The sequence below is a fragment of the Levilactobacillus lindianensis genome, from assembly GCF_003946095.1.
GTDB classification, from domain to species: domain Bacteria; phylum Bacillota; class Bacilli; order Lactobacillales; family Lactobacillaceae; genus Levilactobacillus; species Levilactobacillus lindianensis.
In genome coordinates this window covers 1-2,434 of the sequence record NZ_RHOD01000056.1, presented here as the reverse complement: position 1 = coordinate 2,434, position 2,434 = coordinate 1, and the positions used below count along the sequence as shown (strand labels likewise).

Annotated in this window: 3 protein-coding genes and 1 pseudogene; all 4 read right to left on the bottom strand. The window is 43.1% G+C overall.

The genetic code is table 11. From position 1 onward, the window contains the following. Positions 1 to 83: 83 nt before the first annotated feature. Positions 84 to 581, bottom strand: a complete 498-nt coding sequence (locus EKM70_RS11230) for a cysteine hydrolase family protein (protein ID WP_125547822.1) — start codon at positions 579 to 581, stop codon at positions 84 to 86. A 235-nt stretch (positions 582 to 816) separates the two neighbouring features. After that, the gene (locus EKM70_RS11225) at positions 817 to 1,467 is read right to left on the bottom strand and encodes an endonuclease III domain-containing protein (protein ID WP_125547820.1); all 651 of its coding nucleotides are present in this window, start codon (positions 1,465 to 1,467) and stop codon (positions 817 to 819) included. 91 nt (positions 1,468 to 1,558) lie between these two features. Beyond that, the gene (locus EKM70_RS11220; RefSeq protein ID WP_125547818.1) at positions 1,559 to 1,975 is read right to left on the bottom strand and encodes a hypothetical protein; all 417 of its coding nucleotides are present in this window, start codon (positions 1,973 to 1,975) and stop codon (positions 1,559 to 1,561) included. A gap of 9 nt (positions 1,976 to 1,984) precedes the next feature. Continuing rightward, positions 1,985 to 2,434, bottom strand: a pseudogene (locus EKM70_RS11215) (IS30-like element ISLsa1 family transposase); the annotation flags it as partial.

Here is a 2,434-nt window from a genome sequence, read left to right as displayed (position 1 = left end):
AATACAAAAACAGAACTAGAAGCCGCTTAGCTTCTAGTTCTGTAAAACTATCTATCAACAGGATTTGACAGAGAGCCTAACATTTAAGCGTCTAACATGGTGACAAATCGATGATCCCAAATGCCTTCAAAAAAGGCAATGGTTTGGTCCGCTGTCATAAATTTATTATCGACGGTGGTTGTTAGTCCCCGCGTCATTTGTAAGTCATAGCCAATGCCATGAGCCACCTTAGTGGTCGTATCAACACAGTATTCAACCTGTGCGCCACAAATTTCCAAAGACTCTGCCGCAAAGCTCGTTAAGACGCGTCGCAGATTAGAGTGGAAAAAAGCGTTTGCGTGGTGCTTAGAAACGATGGGGTCCGTATCGCGATAATCCAATTCGGGAATCAATTCCCAATCGTGGGTCCCTTCTACCAAGTCTTCATCCGAATGCTGGATAAAGACGATTGGTTTCTTAGCCTTGCGATACGCCGCAATCCGAGCGTTAACACCTGCAATGACTTGGGGCATGTTTGCTGCGGTTTGTTCACCGTAACAAACACCGTTTTGAAGATCAATGACTAGTAAGACGTCTGCCATGTTGATGGCCTCCTTCAGGAATCTTTCAGCTTAGTTTCTATCATACGCTATTTACGGTGTCCTTCAAACTATTAAAAAATTTGAGTTAGCTTTATTTAAAGTTTAATCGCCCTTCGCTTACTAACTAGTTATTGCGTGACGTTCGAATTTCGTTCACTTTAGTCACATTACCACGATCGACAGTAAAAGAGGCTTCAGAACCCATTAGGGGTCCTATAAAGCCTCTTTTAACTCCTTATTGTTGAGCTTCGTTCTCCTCATTCAGCTTGTCGCAGTCGATAATCAACTGACAAACCTCTTTGTCCGGAGACAACTTCATCGAATACTTTCGACCGTATTCAATCATCGTATGATGCGCACGATGTAATTCCTCGGGAGCTAAAACACCAACAATCCTTTTCTCCACCTGCAGCGGGGATGCTGTTTGTTCAACGAAGTGCAGTCGTTTTGAAATAGCCGACACGTGCGTATCTACAGCAAAGGTTGGCTCGCCAAAGACATCACTCAAGACAACATTGGCCGTCTTTCTCCCAGCACCTGGCAGGGCCATAATCCCCTTACGATCGGTCGGGACAACATCATTCAACTCCTCATGAACGATACGAGCGGTCTTGATAATGTTTTTCGCTTTATTGTGGAATAAACCCACACTCTTAATAATCAATTCGACATCGGTAACATTGGCCACCATTAAATCCGCTGGATTCGGATACTTCGTAAACAAGGTTGGTGTCACCTTGTTAACCGAGACGTCTGTCGCCTGCGCACTGAGAATCACCGATATCAAATATTGAAATGGTGTTCTAGAATCAAGTGAAGGCCCCACTGGACCAATATCTTCTTCCATCTGATGGATTGCCCAGACTATCTGTTCGTCTTTCAACATAAGTACTGCCAGCCCCTCTCGTCTTTATGACGGTAAACTTCATAACTCAATCTTACCGCAAAAGGCCAGAGGACAAACTAATTCGACAAATTTATTTGCCGACTGTAAACCCGGCACCGTGACCCCCAAAGTTATGAAAGACACCGTTGAGTTCATGAATTCCATGGAGAATATAGGTGGTGTTCCCCACCTGTTTTACCTTTTCCTGCATGAAAGAAATATCACCATTTGGAAAACGGTAATAGTTATGTACAATGTCCGCAGGAACTTTCTGGGACTTCAACTTTTTGAGCTTAGCCACATACCTTTTATTGAGTTTATTAATCTTGTGCGTCAAACTCTTCGCTTGTTTTGCTGTATATACGGTCCCTTTTTCCTGAGCAACAGTCTTTTTCAAATGCTTGAGTAACTTGATCTTGTGTGATACAACTTCTTTCCAGGCGATCGATAAGCCCTTCTTGTTCAGAGTTGCCGCTCGCAGAACCTTTTTATTTTTCTTGATAGGCAAATTACAAGTTTAATCCGAACAAGCCCGGAATCTTTCAATGGCAGTCTGTTGATGATGTATTTTTAATGGTCGTTGATTAATTAGTTCAAGTGCTGCTAGGATCTCATCAGTCGTTACTTGGCTAAAATTGGTCTTTTTCGGGAAGAACCAGCGTAACCGCCTATTAAAATATTCATTGGAACCTCGCTCCCATGGTGAATATGGATGGCAAAAATAAACTTTGATCTGATAATCCTGTTCTAAGGCCTGATAATTGGCAAACTCTTTACCATGATCAACAGTAATGGATTTTACTTGGGGACCGAAGGCCCCCATAAACTTGCCAAAGGCGGTGTTTAGAGCCTTAGCCGTTCTATTAGGGGCTTTGATGGCCCATAGAAGTCGGGTCTTACGTTCTACGAATGTAACCAGACATGATCGTGACTCACTTCGACTAGAAAGCACCGTATCTACTTCCCA